This window comes from Komagataeibacter diospyri, from assembly GCF_006538165.1.
GTDB classification, from domain to species: domain Bacteria; phylum Pseudomonadota; class Alphaproteobacteria; order Acetobacterales; family Acetobacteraceae; genus Komagataeibacter; species Komagataeibacter diospyri.
Genome location: NZ_BDLU01000014.1, coordinates 1 through 25,760, shown reverse-complemented (window position 1 = coordinate 25,760; position 25,760 = coordinate 1). Strand labels below are relative to the sequence as shown.

The window sequence follows — 25,760 nt, the reverse complement described above, 5'->3', positions numbered from 1 at the left end:
GTCAAAACCGGTCAAGTTCCAGCCTTTTTGCATCTGTCCACGCCAGTGCCATCGCACAAGCATCTGAAACGTAACAGGATACAAAATTCCTGACCGGACGCAAGATCCGTCGGCAACAGGACAGGCCGCAGCCCTATTCCCCCACCGCGTGGTGCACAAGGCAGACCAGCGGCACCTGCCCGCGCATGAACGGATGCCTTACCTGCCGTGGCACATCCCCCAGCAGGCTGTGCCACGGCCCATGCAGCTGCGGCAGTTCAAGCCCGAGGTCGACATCGCGCCCCACCGACAGATCCGCCGCCTGCACTCCCAACGCCTGTGGCAGGCGGGGTGCTACGACCAGCAGGCGGATCCCCCCCTGTCGCCGCAGGAAGGCAATGGCGTGGCTGCGGTCCCGTCCCGTGATTTCCACCGGTTCATAGGTGCCGTAGGTGAACAGGTCGGGATAATTCTGGCGAAACGCCAGGATCCGGCGGATCATGTCCTGCTTGACCCGCCCCGTGCGCCAGTCGGTCGCGGCTGCAGCAAAACTGGTGGCGTGTTCCAGCAGTCCCGCACGGTAATCAAAATTGACCGGCGCGCGGTTATCAGGATCAACAAGGCTGAAATCCCATAGCTCACACCCCTGATACAGGTCCGGCACCCCCGGCACGGTCAGGCGCAGCAACGTCTGCGCAAGGCCGTTCACCGCGCCCGCCGGGGCGATGCGGCTCACAAATCCCGCCATCTGCCGCAGGAATGATGCAGATACAACAGGGTCCAGCAGGCGGTCCACAAAGCCGGCGCAGGCGTCTTCATACACCATATCGGGACTGATCCAGCCGGTGTGCCGCTTGGCCTCACGCAGGGCCTTGATCTGCCATTGCTGGATGCGCCTGCGGAAATGCAGCCGTTCCGCATCATTCGCAAATGGCTCCAGCGGCCAGATCCCCACCAGTGTCTGGTACAGCATGATCTCATCAATGCGGTCCGGACCGCCCCGGCCTGCCGCGTGGTTATGGGCAAACCACTCATGCACCTGCCGTTCCCATTCCCCGGGCATGGCGCTCAGCACCGCAAGGCGCGCGCGGACATCTTCCCCGCGTTTGTGGTCATGGGTCGCACCCGCCAGCAGCGCATGGGGAAACCGCGCCTGCCGCGACAGGCAACACGCGTGGAAGGCCGCGACCGGCAGGCCCAGTACTGCGGGGTCCGATCCCACTTCATTGCGCGACACCAGGCGGCCGTAACGGTAGAATGCCGTATCCTCCAGCGATTTGGCCGCCAACGGCGCGGTCAGGTGTTCAAACGCCTGCTGCGCGCGCCGCACGACGGGCGGCGGCGCCTGTTCGGGACAGGCCGACAGCAGGCGCGTGATGTCCCCCACCACCATGGCCTGATCCCCGGTCGTGGTGCGGCATGCCGCTGTCTTCGCCATATCCAGCACCATGCTGTCCGCCCCATGCTCCTGCACGGCCTCATCGCCAAAATAGGTGCGGTAAGGACGAAACTGCAGCAGAAGGCATTCCAGCACGGGCCGCAGGTCCTGTGCCGCCCATGATCCGTCCCCGTCCGGCAGGCAATGCCGCAGCAGGGTAGCCAGATGGCCGAATTCCGCGGAAAAGACATGTTCCAGCAGATAGGTGCGCGCCGCCCGCACGATCTGGCCAAGGGGTCTGGCATCGGGACCGCACCCGGCCCATAGCCGGTCCAGCACTCCGGCTCCATGGGCGTCATGCAGCACGGCGGATACCTGATCCATGAAGTCATAGCCGGTGGTGCCATCAACCGGCCATGCGGTGGGGAGGCTTTCCCCCCCGATCAGGATTTTTTCAACATAGACCGCCCCACCGGGCAATGCGTCCTCTGGCCGGTCGGGTGTCAGGGCATCCAGCCGGGCGCGCAGGCGCTGGCAATAGATCGCGGGCGCGCCCAGCCCGTCGATATGGTCCACGCGCAGGCCATCAACCAGTCCGCGCCGGTACAGGGAAAAAACATAGCCATGCACGGCGTCGAACACTTCTTCACGTTCGACACACAGGCTGACAAGGCCGGTAATATCAAAAAACCGCCGCCAGTTCAGACGCAACGCCCCATCCCGCCACCACGCCAGTTGCCATGCCTGCCCCGCCAGCACGCCCGTCAGGCACGCGCGGCCCGACAGGTTCGTGCCATCATGCATCATGGCGATACGGGCCATGGCCACCCTGCCCGCATCAGTTGTCCCCCATTGCCGCAGCCTGCCCACCGCTGCATCCGCCTCCGGCCCCGGGCCTGCGCGCATGGCCACGGTGGTAAAGGCCGCAAGCAGTTCCCCCGGCGCATCGACACGCGCCAGAAGGGATGCATACCCAGTGGGACACAGCGGAAAGCGGTGGTCATGGTGATGGATGAAAAACAGCCCGCTGTCGTCATCATGACGCAACGCCAGCATGCCGGCTTCCAGCGCGTCATCAAACGGCCGGTCAAGGAAGGGCAGCATGACGCGCCCGTGGATATCGGGATCCGGCACGTCCCAGTCGATGTCGAACCAGTTGGCATGCGGCGATGCCCGCCCCCATGTCAGCACATCCATCCACCATGGGTTATGTCCGTCCGCCGCCATGTGGTTGGGCACGATATCGACAATCAGCCCCATGCCATGGGCATGCAGCCGTGCGGCCAGTCGCGCCAGCGCCGCCTCATCCCCCACAACAGGATCGATCCGGTCATAGCAGATCGTGTCATAGCCATGCGTGGAGCCGGGGCGTGCGGCAGATAGTGGCGAGGCATAAAGATGGCTGATGCCCAGCCGCGCAAGCTGCGGCACAAGGGCCGTCGCGCCATCCAGCGTCATGCCGCCCCGGAACTGCAGGCGGTACGTCGCCCGCACCGATGGTGCGCCGTGACCGCTGTTCATGACGACCGTCCCGTCCGCAGCCGACCGAAACGCCGGCGCGCATCCACACCGGACAGCAGGGTCGCGGTCATGCCCGGATACCGCCTGCACCAGTTGGGGTGGCCGGTCGTGGTGCCGGGCAGGTTGGGCTGTTCATTCAGGCCCAGCAGATCCTCTATCGGAATGACAGCCAGCGGGCATGCCGCGCGGCCAACGAAGCCTATGGCTTCATCCACCACCTTTACGGCACCATCGGCGGTGGCGGGTGGCTTTTCCGCAGGCGGCTTCCTGCGCGCGGCCGGGTCGGGTGGCTGCGTGCCACGTTGCCCCACCATCGCCGCCCACAGTGCGGTGCGGTCATTCTCGCGCTCGTCATTCAGGGTGACGCCATCCACGCCCGGAGCCATCTGACCCAGCTTCACGCGCCAGTCGATATCAGTTCCCTGCCACCAGCCCGCCACGGTAGGCAGGTCGTGCGTCGTTGTCATGGCAGTCGCGCCGGGTGACCACGTGCCCGGCGGTTTGAAGGCCCCCTGTGGCGTACGTTCGAAAAACAGCACGTTCATGCCCATGATACCGTGTTTCTGCGCCATGGTACGAAAGGCGGAGGTGACCGTGCCCAGATCCTCGCCAATCACGATGGCATTGGCGCGCGTCGCCTCCAGCGCCACAAGCCGCATGAGGTCACGTACCGGAAAGGACAGGTAAGCCCCTTCAGCCGATGTCCCCCCCTGCGGTATGACCCATAACCGTTCCAGCGCCATGACGTGGTCAATGCGCAGCCCGCCCCCGTGGGCCAGCCCCGCGCGCACCGTTTCGATAAAGGCGCGGTAGCCCCCCGCCTGCAGCCCGGCGGGGGAAAAGGTGGTCAGTCCCCAGTCCTGCCCCACCGGGCTGAGGGCATCGGGCGGCGCACCGATGGACGCACCCACCAGGAATTCCTGCTGCCGCGCCCAGCATTCGCTGCCGGTAGGGTCAACACCCACAGCCATATCAGCCACTAGGCCAATGCGCATGCCGGCCGCGCGCGCGGCACCACATGCCTGTTCCATGCTTTTGGCGGCCAGCCACTGCACGAACACATGAAAGCTGACGTCATGGGCGAATTCATGGGCGAAACGCGCGACCTCCGGGCTGTCGGGGTGACGCATTGCCAGCGGCCACTGCCGCCAGTCCCCGCCGCGTCCGCCACGGGTGGTGAAATAGGCATGCAGGGTTTCAAATATGGCATGCTGCTGCAATGCCGTCCCACATGCCTTGCGGAATTGGGCCAGTTCGGCAGGGGGATTTGGCACGATCCGTTCATCGTACAGCCGCCGCAGCAGTTCATAACGCCGGGCAGCGGCCTGTGGCCAGTCGATCAGGGGCGCATCCTCCAGTATCCTGACCTTATCGACATAGGCCCTGCCATTCCGCAGTCCCGCCGCCTGCACCGTCGCGGTATCAAACACCGCCAGTGGATCCGCCAGCAGGACATTGAGAAACAGACGCGTGGAAGGCGAATACGGGCTGTACTGCTCCATGCGCGCGGCAAACATGGCATGGACCGGGCTTATGGCCAGCGCATCCGCCCCCCGCGCCGCTGCAAGACGTGCAAGCGTCGCCACCGCGCCAAGATGGCCCATGCCGCCATCGCCGGGCGTGCGCAGACTGTAAACCTGCGCGCCCAGCCCCCATGGCCGGTCTGGCCCCGCCCCATCCATCCGCGTGCCAACGGTGGGACAGGTCAGCGGAGCCACCGCAAGGGTTGTGACATGCAGGCCGATGGACAGGCGGTGATACCCGCATAACCGCAATGGCGGCAGCGCGGGCCGCCCGCGTATGCGGCGCAATGGCCCCTCCACCACATCCCCGCTTTCCATCTCAAGGCGGAAATGGGTCGCCTGCGTATTGTCAGGCAGGGTCAGCGGGGTGACCTGCCCTTCCACCGTCACCACCATGGGCGGCAGGCCGCCCGTGCTGCCGGGCAGGCCATGCCCCTCCAGCACGGCCAGCAGCCGGCGCACGCTTTCGTTGGAAACACGGTGGATCTGCCCCGCCGCGTCACGCCAGCGCATGCTCAGCCCGGCATGACGGGCGCGATCGACAAGATCACGGTTATTCATCGGGCACCTCGGCAAGACAGACCATGACGGCACAGGCAGGCAGAACGTCTGAAATCCCGTCGGTTTCCAACATGGGCTGGGCATATAGGCACTGCCCCCGTGGCGCATCGGGCATAGGAACGGATGCAGACCCCAGATTGAGCGCAATGGCCAGCACCGTGCCATCCCCCATGCGCCACCGCGCCACCACCGCCTTTGGCCCGATCACCTGCGCCCCCATGGCGCGGGCGCCCGCCAGGCGGGGCATGATCCAGCGATGCCGCAGGGCCAGCAGGTCATGGATGGACGCAGCCCACGCCACATGCTCCGGCGCATCACGTTCCGCGTCGTGCAACAGCGACGCCGTAAAGGTTTCCGGCGCATTGGGGTCGGGGATGGTGTCGCGCATCGTCTCGGACGCAAAATGTGAAAACGCCGCAAATTCTTTCCGTCGCCCATCACGCACGATCCGGCCCAGACCGGGCGTATGGCTGGTGAAAAACAGGAAAGGCTGGCGTGATCCCCATTCCTCTCCCATGAACAGCATGGGGATCTGCGGGCACAGCAGCACAAGCCCGTAAGCCGCGCGTAACGCCGGTTCCGAAGCAAGGACGTTCAGCCGTTCGCCCAGTGCCCGGTTGCCGATCTGGTCATGATTCTGCAGGAAAATAATGAACCGGTCGGACGGCAGGTCGCCACTGGGGCTGCCACGCGGTTTATGGGTAACAGGCGATATTTCCCCCTGAAAGGCAAAGCCTTCCGCCAGCACGCGCGCAAGGGCGGCTATGGGGTCGGGGGTAAAATTGGCGTAATATCCTTCATCTTCCCCCGTCAGCAGGACATGCAGGGCGTTGTGGGCATCATCATTCCACTGGGCACGATAGCCCGCGCGCAGCAGGCCCGCGTCATTATTCTCGTTTTCCACGATCAGGTGGACATGTCGCCCCGGTTCGGTCCGGGTGCGGATGCGCGCGGGCAGTTCACACAGCCAGTTACGTTCGGCAATGGCCTGCACTGCATCAAACCGCAATCCGTCAAAACGGAATTCCATCAGCCAGTACAGCGCATTATCTTCAAAAAATGTCCGAACGGCTGGTTGCCGGAAATCAATGGCCGCGCCCCATGGTGTGGACAGGTCAGCACGGAAAAATGGTGCGGCATAAGACGCCAGGTAATTCCCGTCCGGCCCGAAATGGTTGTACACCACGTCCAGAAACACCATAAGCCCATGCCCATGCGCCGCATCGACCAGCGCCTTGAGATCATCGGGATGGCCATAGGCGGATTCCGGGGCATAGGGCAGCACGCCGTCATAGCCCCAGTTCCGTCCCCCCGGTATTTCCGACAGGGGCATGAGTTCGATGGCCGTTACCCCAAGGGCTGCAATACGGGGCAGTTCGCGCACCACACCAGCGTATCCGCCCAGCAGTCCGACATGCAGTTCATATATCACCGCATCATGCCATGGCCGCCCGGACCAGCGCGGATATTGCCAGTCATAGGCACCGGGATCGATCACCACGCTCGGCCCATGCACGTCATCGGGCTGGTAGCACGACGCGGGATCAGGTACTGCAAGGTCAGGGGCGACACGATAGCGGTAGCGTGCACCGGGGCCGCAGGGAAAGACGCATTCGTACCATCCTCCCTTGCGCCGCGACATCGGGGCCGGGGCATGGCCTTCCACCTCCAGCGCGACCGTGTCGCATGACGGTGCCCACAGGCGAAAACGCGTATGCCCGCCATCAACCACCGTCGCCCCGGCGTGGCGGGGGTGCTGGAAATAGCGGTTCATGGCGTGTCCTCCGCATCCGGCGCGACTGACAGCAGCACCAGACCGTGTGCGGGCACGACAACATCGTGCGCTGCTTCATCCAGCGCCGTTTCCGGCTGTTCGGGCCGGGTGGTGTCCAGCAGCAGCGTCCATCGTCCCGCCGGTCCCGGCAGTACGGCGCGGATGTCATCACCACCGGGGTTAAGCAGCATGTAAGTTATGTCCACGCGGTCAGCTTCCGTACTGGCGCGCCGCACGCCCAGCAGGTGAAAAGCTTCCTCGCCCCACTGTTCCTGCCCCATGGGGGAACCGTCCCGGCGGAACCAGCCGATATCGGGCAGGTCGGGCAGTGGATGGTGCCGCCCGTGCATATAACGCGTGGCCCGTAGCGAGGCATGCCCCCGCCGCAGCGCCGCAAGCCGGGCCACGAACCCGATCATGACCTGCCCCGCCGGTGTTTCCGCACGGCTCCAGTCCAGCCAGCTTATGTCGTTATCCTGACAGTAGGCGTTGTTGTTGCCCTCCTGCGTCTGGTTGAACTCATCACCCGCCAGCAGCATGGGCGTGCCGTGGGACAGCATGAGGGTCGCCATCATCGCGCGCTGTATGCGCCCGCGCAGGTTGATGATGGCGGGATCATCGCTTTGCCCTTCCACGCCCCAGTTGGCGCTGTAGTTCTCGGCGTGGCCATCCTGTCCGTTTTCCTTGTTGGCCTCGTTATGCCGGCCTGCATAACTGACCACATCTTCCAGCGTGAATCCGTCATGCGTGGTCAGGATGTTGATCGAACTCCACGGCCTGCGTCCCCGCTTGTCCAGCAGGTCGCCCGACCCTGCGATACGGGCCGCCATTTCGCCCTGCTGCATCGCATCCCCCCGCCAGAACCGGCGCGTGGTATCGCGGAAACGATCATTCCATTCGGCAAAGCCGGGCGGGAAATTGCCAAACTGGTACCCACCCGGCCCCGGATCCCATGGTTCGGCAATCATCTTGCGTTTGGACAGGACAGGGTCCTGTATGATTGCATCGAAAAACCCCGATCCCGGGTCAAATCCATACGGCTCGCGCCCCAGCACCGGGGCAAGGTCGAAACGGAAGCCGTCGATATGGAATTCATTCGCCCAGTACCGCAGGGAATCCAGCACCATCTGCAATACGCGCGGGTGTGACAGGTTGAGTGTATTGCCGCACCCGGTATCGTTTATCAGGTGGCGTTCATTCCCCGGCACAAGACGGTAATAGGTGGCGTTGTCCAGCCCCCGGTAACATAGGGTCGGCCCCAGTTCGCTGCCTTCGCAGGTATGGTTGTAGACAACATCCATCACAACCTCGATCCCCGCCTTGTGCAGCCTGCGGACTGCGGCGCGCAGTTCATGCGGCGAACCGTTGGCAAGGTAGCCTGCATACGGCACGAAAAACGCCAGCGTATTGTATCCCCAGTAATTGGTCAGCCCGCGTTCCAGCAGATAGCGTTCGGGGGCGAAGCACTGGATGGGCAGCAGTTCGATGGTGGTGACACCCAACCGGTGCAGGTGCGCGATCATTTCCGGCGCACCAAGCGCCTGAAACGTACCGGGCTGGGGATTGCGGTCCATTTCCCGACGCATGGTCAACCCCTTTACATGGGCTTCCATGATGACGGTACGGTCCCATGGCACGCGGGGCAGGACGTCGTCCTCCCATTCATACGCGTCATTTTCCACCACGCAGCGCGGCATGTAGGGCGCGCTGTCGCGCCGGTCGAACGACAGGTCGGCACGTGGTGAATGCAGGCGATAGCCAAACTGCATGTCCGACCATGAAATCGGGCCGGTCAGGCGACGGGCATACGGGTCGATCAGCAGCTTGTGCGGATTGAACCGATGCCCGTTTACCGGGTCATATGGCCCGAAGGCGCGAAAGCCGTACAGCAGCCCCGGTTCCGCATCCGGCAGGTAGCCGTGCCAGACTTCATCGGTGTATTCAGGCAATTGGAAGCGTGCGATCTCGCGCCGGTCGCGCGGGTCAAACAGGCACAGGTCGATCCGTTGCGCATTGGCGGAAAACACCGCGAAATTGACACCCATGCCATCCCAGTGCGCGCCAAGGCGCGTAGGCGTGCCGGGCATGAGCGATGAGGGAAAACGCGTCATGATCCATCCCCCGCCGGATGAAGGTAAAGGGCGGCCAGCGGCGGCAGTGTCAGAACGCACGAACACGGGTGGCCGTGGGCCGCGTGATCCGTCGCCATGGCGTATCCCCCGTTGCCCACCCCGCTGCCACCATATTCGGTAGCGTCGGAATTGAGGCATTCGCGCCATGCCCCGCCCACCGGCACGCCCACACGATAGTCATGGCGCACGACCGGCGTCATGTTGAGCACGACAAGGACCGGCACATGGCCGGGGGCAAAACGAAGCCATGCAAGGACCGTATTGGCCGTATCATCACCGATGACCCACGCGAATCCCGTGGGGTCGCAGTCCCGCGCATGGAGTGCAGGCAACGTGCGGTACATGTGGTTGAGGTCGGTCACGATCCGCAGCGTGCCGGACTTGAACGGATCAGTCAGGATATGCCATTCCGGCTGGCCATCATGCGACCACTCGCCTTCCTGCGCGAATTCCATACCCATGAAAACCAGCTTCTTGCCCGGATGCGCCCACATGAAGGCAAGGAACAGCCGCATGTTGGCGTGGCGCTGCCAGTTGTCTCCGGGCATGCGCGACAGCAGTGATCCCTTGCCGTGCGTGACCTCGTCATGCGACAGGCACAGGATGAACCGCTCGCTGAAGGCATAATCCAGCCCGAACAGGATTTCCGGCAGGTGATAACCCCGCCATAACGGATCACGGGCGAAGAACCGCAGGCTGTCATGCATCCAGCCCATGTTCCATTTGTATGAAAACCCCAGCCCGCCGTGTTCCACCGGCCGGGTAACGCCGGGCCACGCGGTTGATTCCTCCGCCACCGTAATGGCGTCGGGAATGGTGTCGCGCACGGCCTGGTTCAGCTGCCGCAGGAAGGCCACGGCCTCCAGGTTTTCGCGGCCGCCATGTATGTTGGGTATCCATTCCCCATCCCTGCGGCTGTAATCACGGTACAGCATGGACGCCACCGCATCGACCCGCAGCCCGTCGATATGGAAGCGTTCCAGCCACATCAGCGCACTGGCGATCAGGAAGCCGCGTACCTCATGCCGGCCAAGATTGTAGATATGGGTGTTCCAGTCCCGGTGCACCCCTTCGCGCGGGTCCTGGTGTTCATACAGTGCGCAGCCATCAAAATTGACCAGACCATGGACGTCATTTGGAAAATGGGCCGGCACCCAGTCCAGTATCACGCCAATGCCCGCGCTGTGGCAGGCATCAACAAAAGCCGCGAAATCCGCTGGCGTCCCGTGGCGTGCGGACGGTGCAAACAGGCCCAGTGGCTGGTACCCCCACGATCCGCCAAACGGGTATTCCATCACGGGCATGAGTTCCACATGCGTAAAACCCGCCTCCATCACATAAGGGATCAGTTCCGCCGCCAGTTCACGCCATGTCATGATGCGGTCTGGATCACCCTGCGGCCTGCGCCATGAGGGAACATGCAGTTCGTATATGGTGATGGGCGCATCCTCCGCCTGCCGTGCCGTGCGCTGTTCCATCCAGTCGTGGTCCCGCCATGCAAAGGGCGCGGGGGAAGCAATGACGGACGCGGTGGCGGGGGGGCGTTCGGCAAAGCGGGCGAAGGGGTCGGCCTTCTGTGGCAGGATATGGCCTTCGCGCGTCATGATCTCGAACTTGTACCGCTCACCCGGACCAAGGCCGGGAATGAACAGTTCCCATACTCCCGCCCCGTGGCGCAGGCGCATGGGGTGACGCCTGCCGTCCCAGAAATTGAAATCCCCGATGACCGAAACCCGCCGCGCATTGGGCGCCCATACGGCAAAGCGCACACCCGCCGTCCCGCCCACCACCATGGGCTGCGCACCCATGACACGGTCAAGATGTGGATGCCGCCCTTCGGAAAACAGGTGCAGGTCCGCCTCATCCACCAGCAGGCCGAAGGCGTAGGGATCGTCCGTTTCCTCCACCGCGTCGGCCCACTGGATTTTCAGGTGATAGCGCGCACCCGCGGGGATCGTGCCGATATGCAGCCCGGTTTCCCCCATGCGCCGCATGGGTCGTTCCATGACCCCCGCACGGGGACGTTCGACCACCAGGCGCACACGGGCCGCGTCATGATATAAAACGCGGATGACATCGACCTTGCCCATATTATGTCGGCCAAGGATGGAAAACGGGTCGGGGCTGCGTCCATGCACCAGGTCATCAACGCCTTTGGGAAGGGAATAGTGGGCTGCATCGTGCCTGATCCTCATGCCTTGGCCTTATATTATTGTATTTATGTAATGACGCCGTCGAACAGCTGTGGCCGCGCCCCGGTCATGGCGCGGCCAGTGGACGGGACAGGCGGGGCGGTCGCCGGGCAATGGTACGCCTGCGGCCTTCACGCAGGCTCATGCCCATATCCGCCCCACCAGGCAGGCAGATCACATTGGAGCGCGCAGGTGCGGACAGGTCCATGCCCAGCACTTCGGCAAACAGCATGACGTAATGCGCGGCCTTGTCATTCCATGACACGTCATACCCTGCGCCATTGTGCTGAAGCTGGCGCCATGCCGCCCGGTTACGACGGTAAAGGGCACGCGCGCGGTTAACGCCGGCGACAAGTGTTTCCCCATCCACAGGTGCAAACAGGAACCCCGTTGCCCCACCTCGCGCCAGTGCCGCCGGGTTGGCATCTACGATGGTATCCGCAAGTCCCCCCACCCGCGATGCAATCGGTACGGCCCCGTAACGTAGCGCCCCAAGCTGGGTCAGCCCGCAGGGTTCAAAGCGCGAAGGGATAAGCAGCGCGTCCACGGCCGCGGGCACGCGGTGGCCCAGTACCTCACTATACCCGATATGGCATGCGAACCGTCCGGGGAACCGCCGGTTCAGGGTGACAAGATCGCGTTCTATATCCCGGTCCCCTTCCCCCACTACAATGATCTGGGTATTGCCCGCCAGCAGGCGGTCCGTGACATCAGCCAGCAGATCGATGCCCTTCTGCGCAGTCAGGCGGCTGACAATGCCGACCACAAAGGCATTCGGGTCAGCCCATAGGCCGAACTGCGCCTGCAGGTCACGCTTGTTGGGCACGCGCCCGATCATGTCCCCCACCACGTAGGGAAAATGTACCGCCGGATCGCTGGCAGGGTTCCAGATGTCGGTGTTGATGCCGTTCAGGATGCCTTCCAGCCTGTCGCCGCGATGACGCAGCAGGCCGTCCAGTCCCATACCACCCTCAGGCGTCTGGATTTCCTGCGCATAGCTGGGGGAAACGGTGGTGATCCGGTCGGAATAATACAGCCCGGCCTTGAGGAAGCTGATCGCGCCATAACATTCGCACCCTTCGACCGAGAACGCTTCGGGTGGCAGGCCGAACTGCGTCAGGCAGGTCGCAGGAAAACGCCCCTGAAACGCAAGGTTGTGGATGGTCTGGACCACTGGCGTGCGGGACGTTCCCATCGCGATGCTGTCATGATGCAGGTACGCCGCCACAAGCCCGGCCTGCCAGTCATGCGCCTGCACGATATCGGGACGGTACTGGTCGATGTGGCCCTGCGCGATATTAGCGGCCATGCGCGACAGGACCGCAAAACGGATGCCGTTATCAGACCAGTCCTGCCCATCGGGGCACATATAGGGGTTGCCTGGACGGTCAAACAGGTCGGGTGCGTCCAGGATCAGCAGGTCCAACCCCGCGACGGTTGCGGACCATAACGTGACCGCATGTCCCAGCAGGCTGTCCATATGGGCCGCCACCCGCCGTTCGCGCGCTGCCGCCATGACCGCAGGATACCCCGGCAGCAGCGTCGTGACCATGACACCATAGGGGGCAAGGGCTGCAGGCAGCGAACCTGCCACATCCCCCAGCCCCCCCGTCTTGACGAAGGGAAACATCTCTGCCGTGACGGACAGCAGCCGGATCGGGGAAAAGAAGGTGGTAACCGCACGGACCATCGGCCTGTTTCCTTGCAGGGGGAAAAACCGGTCATATTTTCTGGTTCTAGGACAGTTAACGGGGCATGGACTGCATGGTCTCACCAACACGGTTATGTGATCGTGTATCTGCGTTCCATTACTTATGAATATTTTTCAGAATTCAGGAGTATAATGAAAATGGCAATTATGTGACGGCATTCCTGAATATAGTCCGGCCATTATTATTTCACCGCGCAGGGACCGCACCTATTTCTGCCATGTGATGAACGCGGCTTCCAGCGGAATGGACGCATCGGGGTGAAAGCCCACGACCCGTGGCGTATAATCCGTGGCGGCACGCGCGGCATCCACTTCCGCGCTGTAGGTCAGTTGCCCGTCCGCCACGCCCGCCACCAGTGTCATCAGAACGATGACCGGCGTCCCGGCGGTCCCATCGGCGTAAAGCTGCACCTGCACCATGTCCGGCGTAATCGATCCCAGATGTACCCCGACACTGATACGCCAGCGGTCCGCCACGCGTGCAGCCTGCAGCGCGCCAAAGCGTATTTCATGCCACCGTGCCGCCAGTGCCTGCTGCCAGCGCCCGATGGCCGCCGCTTTCGCCCCACCATCGGCCAGACGCGCGCGGTAGGCGGCAGCGGCCGGCAGGTAGAACCGCTGCGTATAGTCGCGCACTGCCCGGTTAGCCGAAAAACGCGGGGTCAGCCGGGCCATGCTTTCACGCATGACCGCAACCCATCCCTGCGCAATTCCGGCCCCGTCTCGCTGATAGAACAGGGGGACAATTTCGTTTTCCAGCAGGGTGTACAGGCAATCCGCATCATGCGCGTCACGCTGGGGGCCTTCGCCATGATCCATGCCATCCCCGATGACCCAGCCGACATCCGGCGCGCCCGCTTCGGCCCACCATCCATCGGGTTCGGACACGTTCAGGCCACCATTGACCAGTACCTTCATACCACTGGTACCGCATGCTTCCCACGGGCGCAGGGGCGTATTGACCCACAGGTCCACCCCTTCCACCAGCCGCCGGGCGATGGACATGTCATAATCAACCAGGAACGTTACATGGCCACGCAGGTCGGGCCGCCGGATGAAATCCATCCACCGCGTAATCAAGGCCTGCCCTGCCATGTCCTGCGGATGCGCCTTGCCCGCGACCACCAGTTGCACGGGGTGGTCCGCACCGGTCAGGATGCGGGCCAGCCTGTCGGGATCATGCAGCAGCAGGTCAGGGCGTTTGTAGGCAGCAAAGCGGCGTGCGAAACCGATGGTCAGGACATCCGGATCGAACCCCGGCGGCGGCATGCCGCAATCATGCTGCCCACCCGTGAAGCATGAACGCGCGCTGTGCTGTCCTGTGATGAACCCGACCAGCGCCGCACGGGCCTGCGTGCGGGTATGCCACAGATCATGGGCGGGGATGGCGCGGATGCCATGCTCCACCTCATCCAGAGTGCCAAGCCAGCGGTCCTTGCCCGCGGCACTGGTCCACAATGCATCGGCGGCGGCGCTGTCCCACGTGGGTACATGCACCCCGTTGGTGACATGGGATACCGGCACCTGAACCTGTGGCCAGCGGGGGAACAGCGGGTTGAACAGGCTGCGGCTGACCTGTTCATGCAGGCGGCTGACGGCATTGACCGCGCAACTGACACGCAACGCCAGCCAGGCCATGTTGAAGGCGGTATCAGGGGATGCGCCATCGCCCTGCCCCAGCACAAGAATCTCGGCAATGTCGGTACGCAGGTCATGCCGGGCGTAAAAGTCCAGATGCCGCCGGACCAGTTCCGGGGCGAAGCGGTCAAATCCCGCAGGCACTGCGGTATGGGTGGTAAAGACCGTGCCCGCGCGCGCAATGGTCAGGGCATGGGCAAACGGAATGCCAAGGTCTTCCATCAGGCCACATGCACGTTCAAGGGCTGCAAAGGCGGCATGGCCTTCGTTTAGGTGACAGACATCAGGCCGCAGCCCCAGCACACGCAGCAGGCGCCATCCCCCGATGCCCAGCACCAGTTCCTGACGCAGGCGCAGGGTATCGTCCCCACCATAAAGCTGCGTTGTAATACAGCGGATATCAGGGGGATTATCGGGATCATTGGTATCCAGAAGGTAAAGTGCCGTCCGCCCCACCCGTGCGCGCCATGCGCGTAGCCAGACCTGCCCCGTTGCAATCCGGAACGGCACGCGCAGCCGGTCGCCATTGCCATCGCATACCGGGGAAAGCGGCAGCTGGGCGGGATCATTGATGGGATACAGGGCTTCCTGCTGCCCGGTGGCGGAAAAACCCTGCCGAAAATATCCCTGCGCATAAAGCAGCCCCACGGCCACGACCGGCACGCCAAGGTCGCTGGCGGCCTTCAGCTGGTCCCCTGCCACATTGCCCAGGCCGCCGGAATAGATGGGCAGGGCCTCATCCAGCATGTATTCCATGCTGAAATAGGCAATGGTAGGTGACGGGGTACGGGTGCAGACCTGCGTAAACCATGCCGGTTTTTTCTGGCTCCCGGCATGAGCCTGAACCAGTTGCGCCAGCATGTCACGAAAATCCGGCGTTGCCAGCAGGCGGCGCAGGTGGCTGCGCGGCGTGTTGAGCAACACGGTCCACGCATTATGCGTATGGTCCCATATATCGGGTGCAAGCTGGCGCCACAGCCGGTCCGTGGCATGATTCCATGTCCAGTGCAGGTCCAGCGCCAGATCGATCACGGCCTGTTCATCACCGGTGCTGCATGGTGGCGTCATATCGCTCATGGCGCTACATTCCTGCTGGGATCGGGAACATGTATGGCAGACGCCCGTCATTACATGGCCTGCAGGCAACGCACCCTGAACGGGGCAGTTGCACGAAGCCTGCCACGCGGCATTGACGGTTCAATGCACATGCGCGCCTTATGGACAAAAGGCGGCGAGGCGGGATCAATCATCCTGCTGTGCTTCGCCCGTACCCGCACATGCGGAATACACCGGGCGCGACAGGCTCCATCCCCTACCCCACCGGACAGAAGGAAGAAATACCGTGACATGGGTTCCTGATATACAGCGATATGCACATGCCCCATTTCGCCGCTGCGGCCATTCGGGTATTGACCTGCCCCCCATATCACTCGGGCTATGGCATAATTTTGGTGGGGAAGATGTGTTCGAAACCGGGCGCGCGGTCATTCGCCGGGCGTTTGACCGCGGGGTCACGCATTTTGACCTGGCGAACAATTATGGCCCGCCCTACGGATCGGCCGAGGAAAATTTCGGCAGGATCCTGAAACATGACCTTGCCGCGTATCGTGATGAACTGCTCATTTCATCCAAGGCCGGGTGGGATATGTGGCCCGGCCCTTACGGGGCTGGCGGGTCGCGTAAGTATATCCTTGCCTCCGCCGAACAGAGCCTGAAACGGATGGGGCTGGATTACGTGGATATTTTCTATTCACACCGTCCCACCCCCGATGTCCCGCTGGAAGAAACGGTCGGGGCGCTTGTGCAACTGGTCCGTCAGGGCAAGGCGCTGTATGTCGGCATTTCATCCTACAGCCCCGAACGCACCCGCGAAGCCGCCGGACTGCTGCGTGCAGAGGGCGTGCCGCTGCTGATCCACCAGCCGTCCTATTCCCTGCTGAACCGCTGGGTCGAGGTATCCCTGCTGGACACGCTGGCGGAACTGGGCGTGGGCTGTATTGCATTTTCTCCGCTGGCACAGGGACTGCTGACGAACAAATACCTCAATGGCGTACCGGAAGGGTCGCGTGCCATGGCGGGTTCTTCCTTCAATCCCGATATGCTGAGCGAGGAAAACCTGAACCATGTCCGCGCGCTGAACGATATCGCCGCAAAACGCGGTCAGAGCCTGGCACAGATGTCCATTGCGTGGGTGCTGCGTGACCCGCGCGTGACTTCCGCCCTGATCGGGGCACGCAATGTAGCGCAACTGGACAATTCTCTGGATGCGCTGGGCAACCTGTCCTTCAGCACGGAAGAACTTGCCCTGATCGACCAGTATGCACGTGATGGTAAAATCGACCTGTGGCGTGCGGTCAGCACGCTGTAGGGCATGCCTGTTGAAAAATAAAAGTTCCGGATGCCGCGTTTTTTTGAAAGGCGGCGTTTTCTGCAGCTTTTGAAAAAACCTTCCCAAGGAGCTTCTTTATAGTTCATGGGATTTATTAAACGAATGCCGATCCTTGTGGACCGGCATTCGGGTCATGCGTGTTTCCGTGTTCATGGCGGCATGTCAGAATTTGGGCGGCGGAATCTGCGGAAAGAACCAGCATACCATTGCGATCAGCGTGACGAAGAATACGACCATGCAACCGACAATAAAACCATGCCGTTTCTGCTCGGGCGTTGTGAAGGGCGGGGCGTGAGTGGGATCAACAGGGGCACGTCCATCCCGCGGATTTCCATTTGATGAATACTTCATTGGAACCATCCTTTACCGGATATCCGGCTTCAACAGCATGCATTGCGGAAAGTTGCACCCGGCAGGGTAGTGCGGAATCACCATTGTGCGAAAAAAACAGCATGACATGGACACGGTGCCCCCGTCCCCTATTGCGGAAGTGACCTTGCCGCCTGCAGGTGGTTTTCAAGTGTTGGCAGGGTATTGGCTGCCCATGTCTTCAGGGCGGCGTTTTCGCCATTTTCAGCATAGCGGCGGAACAGGGACACGGCATCCTCGTGTGCTGACACCTGATCACTTCTGTACTGTAGTGCAAAATCGCGTCCATGCAGGGTCTTGAGCTTGTCCAGTTCGTCCTGATGGGTTTCATCCAATGCGGTCGGCTGCTGTATCTGCACGCTGCCACTATGGAGAAGATCCTGCAGGGCGGCGGATGTTTTCTTGTGGTCCGCGATCATTCTTGTCGCGAAATCCGTCAGGGCGGTATCATGGCTGTGCAATGCCAGTTCACTGGACTGGATTTCATACATGTCACTGATTGTCGCGATCTTGACAAAATCTTCCGTACGCGGGGCGACACCCATAAGGGAATTGATTCCCGTTTTTTCCGGTATGGACTGCGCCACGGCGGGAACGGACATGCATACAGCCAACCCCAGCATTGCCATCATGCTTTTCTTCATTGGGATTACTCCAGATATTTGAAAAACAGACCTGTTCCATGCAGCCAGGCCATCATCACAACGAACGGACGCATGACCCCTGCCCCCGTTCATCCACGGCCCGGGTCAGATCGTCATGCCGGGCGCCCAGGGCGGGCTGCCAACCGCATCAGCAGTTCCAGCCAGACTGACCATCTGCCCGAAAAACACGGAAGCCGTACAGGCCCCGCACGCATGTTCAGGTTTTTACGTATGCGCGGACGTTGTCATGCAGGCATCCTTCTGCCCGGCCTTCGCCGTGCGCTGCGGGTTTTCATAAAAATTACCCGGATTGTGCGTAGCGCCACCGCAAGTGCCGACAGAAGCCATGGTAATGATACTGGTGCGTTCGTGCAGGTTGATGCGATAAACCATGATCGTTCACCTTTCCCGGTTTTCGAGATTACAACCGCATATGGGATCCTTGTTTTTCCCCTTGCTCCGGTAGGTCTGTAGTGGGGAAGCAATCCTGAAGATACGCGCTGTGAACAGGTAGACGGGGCAGGATGCAGGCGGTTCCGGCCCTGCCGTACAAAATAAAAAAATAATATTCCCTTACGCATTCATGAATTATGTATCGAATTCACAATATAAAATTCACTGGCAATAACCTGTCCGCATCTTGAAATCGTTGCATACCAGTCGCATGTGAAAAAAATCATGACTGTGCGAGCGCGCGCCCGTGCAGGGTGCCATCTCATTTCCATACGATATGCCGGACCGTAAACTGCCCCCCCCTTACAGGAATGACGGAAGCCGTCCATGCAACATCTGTCACGCTTTGCCTTTGCCTGCGCCAGTGTCATGCTGATGCTGCTTGCGCTGCTGCTGCTGACATTCGGGATGATCGGCCTTCTGTCCGCTTTGGGCCATTCGTGGCATGCAGGCCGGAATGCCATATTACAGGCCATAAGCTATGTCGTTATTGCGGTCGCAGTGTTCGACGTGGCAAAATATTTTGTTGAGGAAGAAGTTATCCAGACAAGTGGCAAGAAAAGCCTGGGCGAAGCCCGCGCCAGCCTGACCAAGTTCATTACCACCATTATCATTGCGGTGTTCATAGAAGGACTGGTGGGTGTATTTGAAACCAATACCAGCGAACCTGCCGATATACTGTATCCTGCCAGCCTGCTGGTAGTGGCGACACTGATTGTCGTGTCCCTTGGCGTATTCCAGCGCATGAGCGTGGATGCCGAACGCGAAAAGAAAAAAGTCGGTGGAGATGAATGACCTCCACCGAACCGGATCCCGCGGCATGCGCGGGATCCGGCAGTCAGTCGCTTATTTCTTCGCCGGGGCCTGCTTCTGCCCCTGATCGGGAACGGCAGTTTCAGCAAAGTCTTCGGAAACGAATACCAGATTGTCAATAATCTGCTGCAAAGCTGCCGATGCCTCCTTCGGGTGACGGGCTTCGGTAAAGACGGTGGCACGGTTCACCGCACCCAGCGTCTGGTCCAGCGGCGTGATCGCCATGATGAAGTCGGCATCTTCCGCGACAACCTGCAGCGTCTGCGCCGCCTGCTGGGTGTTGCCTGCCTTCAACTGGGTATTGGCGGTGGAAATGGCCGTCTTCTTTTCCGGTGCCAGCGTTTCGCTACCAATGACTTCACCACCAACCGGCACCCATGCCACCGGCGTCGTACCCACGACATGCCCGTTGGCTGCGGGATGCTGCGGGGCAGGCTGAAGGCTGTTTTCAGCGGCAATGAACTTGCTGTTCGCCTTACCTGCAGCGGTCAGGCGCTTTGTCGCGTCGTACAATGCGGGAATGGCAGCGTCGGTCTGGCCCCCGTCAAGGATCTGCTTCGCATTCAGGATATCAGCCATCGCGCGCTGTCCATCAGCGGACAGATGATTGAACGCACGGGTTACCTTGTATTTTTCCCAGTCCGTACGCAGCGATGCCGCATGCGCACCAAACGGTGCTGCAACCAGTCCGGTCACGACGGCCAGTGAAGTAATAAGACGCATGGTTTTCCTTTTCAGTAAACATATCAGGTCACTAATCAGCCTTGTCGCTGATTTCACCGGGTATTGTTACAAAAAATTGCTCAATGGTCCACGCTTATTCCGCGTTCCGGCGTGGTTGCCGCCCTGTCGCGGCTTATGCAATGATTGCTTCCGGACAGAACAGAGGAAACTTTCATGTTTACCCATATCGTAATCGGTTCGAACGATATTGAAGCCTCGAAAAAATTCTATGACAGCACCTTTGAAGCCCTTGATGTGCCGCCGTCAGAAATCAATGCCAAGGGCCGACTGGTTTACGCCGATCGCACCGGCCGCCTGGTCGTGACCAAACCCGTCAATGGCCAGCCCGCAACCGCAGCAAATGGCGGGACAATCGGTCTGCACGCCCGTTCGGAAGATGCGGTGCGCAAATGGCACGCGGCAGGCGTGGCCAATGGTGGCGTGACGTGTGAAAACCCGCCGGGCATCCGCCACCATGAATCCGGTGATCTGTTCCTTGCCTATCTGCGTGATCCGGCTGGCAACAAACTGTGCGCCATGTATCGCGTCCCGCCAGCGTAAAGAAACGACACAGCTATTGCTGTATCAGGGGAACGATCACCGTCACGCGACGTATGTTCCTGATACCCCTGATAATACGTGCCCCTGCTTCCGCCTATGATACCGAGATGCAGGGGATACACCATGCTGCAGGCGAAGCGCATACGGATCGAACATTCCCGCACGGTGCAGATACAGGGTCATGTCACAACACGATCCAGCGTTTTGGCAGAACGACAAAACCCACGGTCCTGTCGGAGCGCCTGACGATTTTGACAATCCATTGACCGGGTTGTGCAAGGTCCGCGCGCCAGGGATGGCACAGCCACTTTCTCCGTGGCATCAGTGGGGCGATCAGGACCCGTTCCGTATCATGCAGGTCACTTGCATATTCCAGATCACCGCATCAATACTGCGCATGAGTGATTTCTCATTACAGGCCAACATGATCTCATCAGGTTGTTGCAAACCCGTGAATCGTCACCGGCTGAAATCACTCAATTAATTTTTGGCCAGGCCACAAGCAATATTTTCAATTATTTTTCTAACAATAGATGATAATATATGAACCAAACATGTAATACCTGCCCACATATATAAATAATCCACACTTTCCGGTTTTTTACAGGAGAATTTGATAGAAATATGGCCTAAAATACGACGACCTGAAGGAAAATATTTTCTTTCTAGTCAAGGCCGATTTATATACACAATAATACTCAAATACTTATATTTTTATTGATTTTATAATATAAAAACAAGAATTATTGATAAATTGCAGCATATAGAAAATGCGGACCAGCAATCCATTTCAACCCACAATATACTGAACATTGTCACATGCCGACGGGTCAGCTCGCGCCGTGAAACCGAAGGTGCCTGAAAACCTGCTCAGGAAATATCCTGAAATCATAAAAAGTTTTTTTGGTGAAGATTCTTCATAATATTGAAGAAAATACCGCCTTAAACAAATATGACATCCTGAAACTTGTACTATCCTTTAAAAAACATCCCTAAGAAAAACCCATGGGCCTGGAACCAGTAATTCAGAAAAAAACGGAATATGCCAGATCTCAGGGCACCCTTTAGAGCCTGTCATCATCAAAGACAATCCGGACGCTTTCAATTTCCACGCCACCCGATGGCATGGTACACGCGGGCGGATGTGATAACCGCTGGCAGGCAGAAACCGGAGTTGTGCCGCACTCTATCATGCCCCTTCTTCTGCTCTGGCTGGATGGCTTTGGATATACTATCCTGTCTTCCGGCCTGTATTCTTTGCGGAAGAATGAATAATGACGGCATATCGGCGTATCCTGCCTGTCCTGCTGATATTATTGGAGACAATAGGATGGGATCATCCCGGCAGGGCGCATGGTCTGCCTGCCCCTCCCGTCATAACCGATGCGACAGGATCAACCTGCGCGGCATTGCATGCGCAGCCGGATGTTCGGATATCACTGCTGTTCGGCCTGAACCGTCCCCATGGCGGACGCGTTACGAAACGGGAATGGAATACCTTCCTGCGCGATACGGTGACACCACGCTTTCCCACCGGACTGTCCGTGTTGCGGGTAGAAGGACAATGGCAGGACCGCGAAAGCGGGCAGATCGGGCGTGAACCCGGCCGGATTGTATGGATCGTAACCTCACCCGCCCCCGATCTGGCTGACCGCCTTGACGCCATCCGCCAGATTTACCGCACCCGTTTCCAGCAGCAGGCCGTGGGCGTGGTCATTACGGCAGGCTGTGACACCTTCTGACAGCCCGCCGGGATAACAGGGTCAGATACCGCCGGAAATTGGCAGATTGACACCGGTCATGTAGCTGGAATCGTCACTGAACAGAAACGCCACCACACCGGGGATTTCGTTGATGTTGCCATAACGGCGCATGGGAATGCTGCCGATCATCTGCTGCGCCACTTCCTTGGGATTGGTGGAAAAATACTGGCTGCCCGCCTTTGCCTGCAGTTCTACCTGCCGGTCCCACATGAAACCCGGTCCCATGAAGGCAGGACTTATGGCATTGACGCGGATGTTATAGGGGGCAAGGTCTTTGGCCGCGACCTCGGTCAGGCCAATGATAGCGAATTTGGATGCCCCATAGGCCGCCATGTTGGGCGGTCCCTGCACGCCCGCCATGCTGGCCGTATTGACGATCCGGCCGAATTTGCGCGCGACCATATGTGTTGAAACATGTCTGAGCACGTGGAACGCACCAACCACGTTGATCTGCATGACACGGGCGAAATCAGCCTCCGGATAATCCTGCACCGGGGCAAAGGCCCCCTGATAGCCCGCATTATTGAACAGGAAATCAATCTGACCCAGTTCCGCCACCACGGTTTCGACCGTCTGGCGGACCTGTTCGCTGTCCGTCACATCACAGGTATAGATGTTGATACGTACTTCATGTTCAAGCAGCGTGGCACGTGCCTGTTCCAGCTTGGCCGCATCAACATCCAGCAGCGCCAGATCGGCACCCTGACGGGCCAGACGGGTTGCCGTCGCAAGGCCGATATTACCGGCAGCACCCGTTACGACGGCCACTTTTCCTGAAAATGGAAGGGGAACACCAGACATATATATTTCCTTGATGACAAAAGGTCCGGATTACAGAAAGAAGACAACATACCCGTCCTGCCCCAGCGGGGGCGGATGTTGCAACGGCTTTATACGCCAGCGGGTTCAACGTGCCCCTGCTACAGGAAAATGTGAACGGAACCTGTCATGGCGTCGGCCAGCATAAAACCACATGCAATCAGGGCTGGGACTGGATCTGGCAGGTATGATCCTGCAATTCCTCCCCGGATGCACGGTCGCCATGCACAAGGTCGACATGGTCATCAAGCATTACAAAACCCGGTTTTCCATCAGCCTGCCTGATACCCGCGATCACCAGTGTATGCCGCCCCATTTCCCGCGTGGGATCGGCCATGTCCCGCGCCAGCAGCGCAAAAGGCCGCACACCCGACAGGTCAGGCGCACTGAGCAGCCGGGCACGATAGGCATGGCCATACAGCGGCAGGGTGGTCCAGCCCGGACCAAGATGCGGCACCGCCTGACGCAATGCAGCCCTGACATCGGGGCGGATGCAATCAACATGAATATGCAGCTGGTTCTGGCTGCGACCATAGACCGAATTTATGGCCAGGGACATGTCCTCCGCCGGCAGGGAATGGGACAGCCTGTGATTGACCCGCACCGTCTGCTGCCATGCATAGGCAAGGTAATCCGGCGCATCCCCACGCGTAATGGCGGGATCTTCCATGCCCGTTATACGCTGCGTCGGGATCAGCAGGTACTGTCCGATCCCGACACGGTCCTTCAGCACGGCGTAACCGGCATGCGGGTCGGTTTTCTCACACGGACCGGCACCCGCATGCGCCACGCACTGCTCATGCACGATATGCCACAACACATCCGGGGAATGCGAACCGGCCACCATACGGCCACAGACCAGTCCCCCCACCAGCAGGCCCGCGACCCATAGCATCCTGTTCATGCCGCAATACCTGCCCCTCAATACGCCTGCTGACGCTCCCACCGCCTGACCAGTGGGAGCAGCAGGGCGAAGACCAGGGTGGCAAGCGCCGCAAGGCCGGTCAGGGACCGGAACAGATCACCGTAAATCCCCAGTGTCCGCGCGGCATCCATGCTGGCCGGGGCGGATGTATCGACAGCCGCCATGTTGGCGACAAGACTGCCGACATACATGGCAAACCCGATCAGCACATAATAACACCCCACCATGAAGGCACTGATGCGCGCGGGCACATAACGGGCGATTGCTGCAAGGCCAAGGCCGCTGATCATCAGTTCCCCCAGTGAAAGCGGGCCATACCCCACCAGCATCACCCATGGTGAAACAAGGGGCGATGCCGACAGGGCCACACTACCCCACCATATCAGGAACGACAGGGTCACACACCCGAAACCGATGATGAATTTGACCGCGATGCCCATGTTTATATGCCGTCGTCCCAACGCGGCATACGCAGCGACCAGCATCGGGGTGCCCGACATGATCCATAACGGATTGAAGCCCTGGAACTGCCCCGCTGAAAGCGAAAACAGATGCATGCTCCCCAGCATGAAATCCTTGCCGACATTGCGCAGGGCGAAGAGGGTGAGCGATGTCACCATCTGCTGGTAGAAAACGAAATACAGCGCTACTTCGAACGTCAGCAGATACATGATCTTCAGCCCGGGCCGCTCCGCGGCGGCCGCCCGCCTGTACACCATGACCCACGCCAGCAGGATCAGAATACCGGATACAACGACAAGCCCCCCCTGAATGGACGTGGAGGCAAAAACACGCGCAGCCAGTTCAACCGCAGCCCCCATTCCCACGACAACCGCCAGCACGCGCCATACCGGCACGGGACGGAAATCCGGGTCCGTACCGATATGGACCAGACGCGCACGGCGCAGGAAATAACAGCCCGTTCCCAGCCCAAGCCCTGCGGCGCAGGACACGAATGCTGCCCCCCAGCCGTAGGCCTGCTGCAACCAGGGGGTCAGGAACAGGGAAAAGGTCGAACCGACATTGATGGCCATGTAATAGAGCGTAAAGGCCACATCCAGCTTCTCGTCCTGCCCCCGGTATATGATGTTCACCATGTTGCACGAATTGGGCTTGAACAGGCCGTTGCCGACAACAATGACACCCATGGCCAGATAGAGGGCGCGCGCACTGCCCCCCATTTCCCCCAGCAGCAGATACCCCACGGCAAGGACAATGCCACCGGCCACCATCGTGCGCCGCGATCCCGTGACCCGGTCCCCCAGCCACCCGCCCACAACCGGCGCGGCGTAGGTCAGGGCGGAAAAGCTGCCCCACAGCATATTGGCCTGCGTATCGCGTAGACCCAGCTTCTGGACCATGTACAGCAGCAGGATCGCCTGCATGCCGTAAAAACCGAACCGTTCCCATGTTTCCATGGCCAGTACGACGCCAAACGCTGCGGAACGGTCCTTACGGGACGATGTGGCGTCAGGATCATGCATCCGGACCGGCCTTAAAGAACTGTTTCAACAAAAAACCATTGATAAAAAATCATAAAGACTTCCTGAATTGCCACTTTTTTCAAAAAGACTTTTCATGATGGACAGGACACTACACGGGAGTGATTCCAAGGGACCGTTTGAAAAATCATCTCATGACATTACCTTAAAATTGAAAGAGATTTTTGGTGAAGCTTTTTCCAGAAGCTTAAGCGAACGCCGCCTCTCTGGAACGGAAGCGGCACCCAAAAAAAATTTTATTGTTTTTGTTCAGGGCCTGTTGGGAATTATCTTGAATTGATGATTGCGCCAACGAGATAGATCATGGCTTCGAATGATCTGTCTGTTTTTTCGCTGCGCATGGCGATGCGCTTGAACTCCTTGAGCTTGCAGAAGAAGTTCTCAATGAGA

General features: G+C 60.1%; 18 protein-coding genes and 2 pseudogenes. 5 read left to right on the top strand and 15 right to left on the bottom strand.

The window, feature by feature from the left end:
* Positions 1–133: 133 nt before the first annotated feature.
* The 7 genes from treY to glgP all read right to left on the bottom strand — a co-directional run bounded on the left by treY (position 134) and on the right by glgP (position 15,486).
* Positions 134–2,878: a malto-oligosyltrehalose synthase gene (treY, locus tag MSKU9_RS02145; RefSeq protein ID WP_141259711.1), complete on the bottom strand. Its 2,745-nt coding sequence runs from the start codon at positions 2,876–2,878 to the stop codon at positions 134–136.
* A complete protein-coding gene (gene malQ / locus MSKU9_RS02140) occupies positions 2,875–4,962 on the bottom strand; it encodes a 4-alpha-glucanotransferase (RefSeq protein WP_141259710.1) in 2,088 nt (695 codons plus the stop codon). The genes treY and malQ overlap by 4 nt, the downstream gene beginning before the upstream one ends.
* Complete coding sequence (gene treZ / locus MSKU9_RS02135) at positions 4,955–6,736, bottom strand: malto-oligosyltrehalose trehalohydrolase (RefSeq protein ID WP_141259709.1); 1,782 nt, start codon at positions 6,734–6,736, stop codon at positions 4,955–4,957. The genes malQ and treZ overlap by 8 nt, the downstream gene beginning before the upstream one ends.
* A complete protein-coding gene (glgX, locus tag MSKU9_RS02130; RefSeq protein ID WP_141259708.1) occupies positions 6,733–8,847 on the bottom strand; it encodes a glycogen debranching protein GlgX in 2,115 nt (704 codons plus the stop codon). The genes treZ and glgX overlap by 4 nt, the downstream gene beginning before the upstream one ends.
* Positions 8,844–11,063: a 1,4-alpha-glucan branching protein GlgB gene (gene glgB, locus MSKU9_RS02125; RefSeq protein WP_141259707.1), complete on the bottom strand. Its 2,220-nt coding sequence runs from the start codon at positions 11,061–11,063 to the stop codon at positions 8,844–8,846. The genes glgX and glgB overlap by 4 nt, the downstream gene beginning before the upstream one ends.
* Before the next feature lie 64 nt (positions 11,064–11,127).
* The gene (gene glgA, locus MSKU9_RS02120) at positions 11,128–12,750 is read right to left on the bottom strand and encodes a glycogen synthase GlgA (RefSeq protein WP_141259706.1); all 1,623 of its coding nucleotides are present in this window, start codon (positions 12,748–12,750) and stop codon (positions 11,128–11,130) included.
* A gap of 228 nt (positions 12,751–12,978) precedes the next feature.
* The gene (glgP, locus tag MSKU9_RS02115) at positions 12,979–15,486 is read right to left on the bottom strand and encodes an alpha-glucan family phosphorylase (protein WP_141259705.1); all 2,508 of its coding nucleotides are present in this window, start codon (positions 15,484–15,486) and stop codon (positions 12,979–12,981) included.
* A 265-nt stretch (positions 15,487–15,751) separates the two neighbouring features.
* Between glgP and mgrA the strand changes: the two genes are divergently transcribed.
* On the top strand, positions 15,752–16,777 hold the full coding sequence (gene mgrA / locus MSKU9_RS02110; RefSeq protein WP_141259704.1) for an L-glyceraldehyde 3-phosphate reductase: 1,026 nt from the start codon (positions 15,752–15,754) through the stop codon (positions 16,775–16,777).
* A 500-nt stretch (positions 16,778–17,277) separates the two neighbouring features.
* Here mgrA and MSKU9_RS02100 read toward each other — a convergent pair whose 3' ends face one another.
* On the bottom strand, positions 17,278–17,811 hold the full coding sequence (locus MSKU9_RS02100) for a DUF4142 domain-containing protein (RefSeq protein WP_141259702.1): 534 nt from the start codon (positions 17,809–17,811) through the stop codon (positions 17,278–17,280).
* Positions 17,812–18,036: 225 nt separating this feature from the next.
* The gene (locus MSKU9_RS17830) at positions 18,037–18,204 is read right to left on the bottom strand and encodes a con-10 family general stress protein (RefSeq protein WP_154670657.1); all 168 of its coding nucleotides are present in this window, start codon (positions 18,202–18,204) and stop codon (positions 18,037–18,039) included.
* Positions 18,205–18,591: 387 nt separating this feature from the next.
* Between MSKU9_RS17830 and MSKU9_RS02095 the strand changes: the two genes are divergently transcribed.
* Positions 18,592–19,059, top strand: coding sequence for a hypothetical protein (locus MSKU9_RS02095; protein ID WP_141259701.1), 468 nt, complete (start codon positions 18,592–18,594; stop codon positions 19,057–19,059).
* Positions 19,060–19,110: 51 nt separating this feature from the next.
* Here MSKU9_RS02095 and MSKU9_RS02090 read toward each other — a convergent pair whose 3' ends face one another.
* Positions 19,111–19,800 (bottom strand): YfdX family protein, encoded by a 690-nt coding sequence (locus MSKU9_RS02090; protein WP_141259700.1) that lies wholly within the window; start codon positions 19,798–19,800, stop codon positions 19,111–19,113.
* A gap of 174 nt (positions 19,801–19,974) precedes the next feature.
* Here MSKU9_RS02090 and MSKU9_RS02085 point away from each other — a divergent pair, with 174 nt between their 5' ends.
* Positions 19,975–20,361: a VOC family protein gene (locus tag MSKU9_RS02085; RefSeq protein WP_141259699.1), complete on the top strand. Its 387-nt coding sequence runs from the start codon at positions 19,975–19,977 to the stop codon at positions 20,359–20,361.
* Positions 20,362–20,551: 190 nt separating this feature from the next.
* Here MSKU9_RS02085 and MSKU9_RS18880 read toward each other — a convergent pair.
* Positions 20,552–20,692 (bottom strand): annotated as a pseudogene (locus MSKU9_RS18880) (IS5/IS1182 family transposase); the annotation flags it as partial.
* A 943-nt stretch (positions 20,693–21,635) separates the two neighbouring features.
* Here MSKU9_RS18880 and MSKU9_RS02080 point away from each other — a divergent pair.
* A complete protein-coding gene (locus MSKU9_RS02080) occupies positions 21,636–22,103 on the top strand; it encodes a DUF3574 domain-containing protein (protein WP_141259698.1) in 468 nt (155 codons plus the stop codon).
* Positions 22,104–22,124: 21 nt separating this feature from the next.
* Here MSKU9_RS02080 and MSKU9_RS02075 read toward each other — a convergent pair whose 3' ends face one another.
* The 3 genes from MSKU9_RS02075 to MSKU9_RS02065 form a co-directional block, all read right to left on the bottom strand.
* Positions 22,125–22,925 carry an SDR family NAD(P)-dependent oxidoreductase gene (locus MSKU9_RS02075; protein WP_162851898.1) on the bottom strand — a complete coding sequence of 267 codons (801 nt, stop codon included), beginning with the start codon at positions 22,923–22,925 and terminating at the stop codon, positions 22,125–22,127.
* A gap of 178 nt (positions 22,926–23,103) precedes the next feature.
* Positions 23,104–23,847: a CDP-diacylglycerol diphosphatase gene (locus MSKU9_RS02070; protein ID WP_227002319.1), complete on the bottom strand. Its 744-nt coding sequence runs from the start codon at positions 23,845–23,847 to the stop codon at positions 23,104–23,106.
* Between the two features lie 17 nt (positions 23,848–23,864).
* Positions 23,865–25,352 carry a peptide MFS transporter gene (locus MSKU9_RS02065; RefSeq protein ID WP_141259697.1) on the bottom strand — a complete coding sequence of 496 codons (1,488 nt, stop codon included), beginning with the start codon at positions 25,350–25,352 and terminating at the stop codon, positions 23,865–23,867.
* A gap of 94 nt (positions 25,353–25,446) precedes the next feature.
* On the opposite strand from MSKU9_RS02065, the gene MSKU9_RS02060 reads away from it, so the two are divergent.
* Positions 25,447–25,650, top strand: coding sequence for a hypothetical protein (locus tag MSKU9_RS02060; protein ID WP_141259696.1), 204 nt, complete (start codon positions 25,447–25,449; stop codon positions 25,648–25,650).
* On the opposite strand, the pseudogene MSKU9_RS02055 reads toward MSKU9_RS02060, so the two are convergent.
* Positions 25,637–25,760: pseudogene (locus tag MSKU9_RS02055) on the bottom strand (IS5/IS1182 family transposase); the annotation flags it as partial. The gene MSKU9_RS02060 and the pseudogene MSKU9_RS02055 sit on opposite strands and share 14 nt — an antisense overlap.

Bases quoted from the DNA above. Each gene is read 5' to 3' on its own strand.
- malQ (WP_141259710.1), bottom strand. From the start codon at position 4,962: ATGAATAACCGTGATCTTGTCGATCGCGCCCGTCATGCCGGGCTGAGC.
- treY (WP_141259711.1), bottom strand. From the start codon at position 2,878: ATGAACAGCGGTCACGGCGCACCATCGGTGCGGGCGACGTACCGCCTG.
- glgB (WP_141259707.1), bottom strand. From the start codon at position 11,063: ATGAGGATCAGGCACGATGCAGCCCACTATTCCCTTCCCAAAGGCGTT.
- glgP (WP_141259705.1), bottom strand. From the start codon at position 15,486: ATGAGCGATATGACGCCACCATGCAGCACCGGTGATGAACAGGCCGTG.
- MSKU9_RS02090 (WP_141259700.1), bottom strand. From the start codon at position 19,800: ATGCGTCTTATTACTTCACTGGCCGTCGTGACCGGACTGGTTGCAGCA.
- glgA (WP_141259706.1), bottom strand. From the start codon at position 12,750: ATGGTCCGTGCGGTTACCACCTTCTTTTCCCCGATCCGGCTGCTGTCC.
- MSKU9_RS02100 (WP_141259702.1), bottom strand. From the start codon at position 17,811: ATGAAGAAAAGCATGATGGCAATGCTGGGGTTGGCTGTATGCATGTCC.
- MSKU9_RS02075 (WP_162851898.1), bottom strand. From the start codon at position 22,925: ATGTCTGGTGTTCCCCTTCCATTTTCAGGAAAAGTGGCCGTCGTAACG.
- treZ (WP_141259709.1), bottom strand. From the start codon at position 6,736: ATGAACCGCTATTTCCAGCACCCCCGCCACGCCGGGGCGACGGTGGTT.
- MSKU9_RS02080 (WP_141259698.1), top strand. From the start codon at position 21,636: ATGACGGCATATCGGCGTATCCTGCCTGTCCTGCTGATATTATTGGAG.
- MSKU9_RS02070 (WP_227002319.1), bottom strand. From the start codon at position 23,847: ATGAACAGGATGCTATGGGTCGCGGGCCTGCTGGTGGGGGGACTGGTC.
- MSKU9_RS02085 (WP_141259699.1), top strand. From the start codon at position 19,975: ATGTTTACCCATATCGTAATCGGTTCGAACGATATTGAAGCCTCGAAA.
- MSKU9_RS02065 (WP_141259697.1), bottom strand. From the start codon at position 25,352: ATGCATGATCCTGACGCCACATCGTCCCGTAAGGACCGTTCCGCAGCG.
- MSKU9_RS02060 (WP_141259696.1), top strand. From the start codon at position 25,447: ATGATGGACAGGACACTACACGGGAGTGATTCCAAGGGACCGTTTGAA.
- glgX (WP_141259708.1), bottom strand. From the start codon at position 8,847: ATGACGCGTTTTCCCTCATCGCTCATGCCCGGCACGCCTACGCGCCTT.
- MSKU9_RS17830 (WP_154670657.1), bottom strand. From the start codon at position 18,204: ATGGTTTATCGCATCAACCTGCACGAACGCACCAGTATCATTACCATG.
- MSKU9_RS02095 (WP_141259701.1), top strand. From the start codon at position 18,592: ATGCAACATCTGTCACGCTTTGCCTTTGCCTGCGCCAGTGTCATGCTG.